Annotated in this window: 1 rRNA gene (running past one end of the window); it reads left to right on the plus strand. The window is 48.4% G+C overall.

Annotated elements, in window-relative coordinates:
* A 23S ribosomal RNA gene (locus tag ACJDUH_RS19650) occupies positions 1-1,160 on the plus strand (its annotated part continues 1,343 nt past the right edge of the window); the annotation flags it as partial.

Raw genomic sequence — 1,160 nt, forward strand, 5'->3', positions numbered from 1 at the left:
CTGATCCAGAGTACCACGAGACACGTGAAACCTTGTGGGAAGCAGGGAGGACCACCTCCCAAGGCTAAATACTACCTAGTGACCGATAGTGAAGCAGTACCGTGAGGGAAAGGTGAAAAGAACCCCGGGAGGGGAGTGAAATAGAACCTGAAACCGTGCGCTTACAAACAGTGGGAGGACATTAAAGTCTGACCGCGTGCTTTTTGTAGAACGAGCCAGCGAGTTACGATGTGCAGCAAGGTTAAGTACTTAAGGTACGGAGCCGAAGGGAAACCGAGTCTGAATAGGGCAAATAGTTGCATGTCGTAGACCCGAAACCGGGTGACCTATCCATGGACAGGATGAAGCGGAAGTAAAATTCCGTGGAGGTCCGAACCACATTGGTGTTGAAAAACCATGGGATGAGCTGTGGATAGCGGAGAAATTCCAATCGAACTCGGAGATAGCTGGTTCTCCTCGAAATAGCTTTAGGGCTAGCGTCGAGTAATTAAGTAGTGGAGGTAGAGCACTGAATGGGCTAGGGGCCTTTAAGGTTACCGAACCCTATCAAACTCCGAATGCCATATACTTGTATCTCGGCAGTCAGACTGCGAGTGATAAGATCCGTAGTCAAAAGGGAAACAGCCCAGATCATCAGCTAAGGTCCCTAAGTGTAAGTTAAGTGGAAAAGGATGTGGGATTTCTAAGACAACTAGGATGTTGGCTTAGAAGCAGCCACTCATTCAAAGAGTGCGTAATAGCTCACTAGTCGAGAGATCCTGCGCCGAAGATGTCCGGGGCTAAAACTTACCACCGAAGCTATGAATGTACCGTAAGGTACGTGGTAGAGGAGCTTTCTGCATTGGTTGAAGTCATACCGTAAGGAGTGGTGGACGATGCAGAAGTGAGTATGCTGGCATAAGTAGCGAGAAATGAGTGAGAATCTCATTGGTCGAAAACCTAAGGTTTCCTGAGGAAGGCTCGTCCGCTCAGGGTTAGTCGGGACCTAAGCTGAGGCCGAAAGGCGTAGGTGATGGACAATCGGTTGATATTCCGATACCGGAAGTGGCGTTATTAGAGATGGAGTGACGCAGAAGGATAGGATGTGCACACTGTTGGATTAGTGTGTCTAAGTATTTAGGTTTCTAGGTAGGCAAATCCGCCTAGAGTAACTGAGAGTA

Source organism: Candidatus Clostridium radicumherbarum, assembly GCF_045310525.1.
In the GTDB taxonomy this organism is placed as follows: domain Bacteria; phylum Bacillota; class Clostridia; order Clostridiales; family Clostridiaceae; genus Clostridium_AT; species Clostridium_AT radicumherbarum.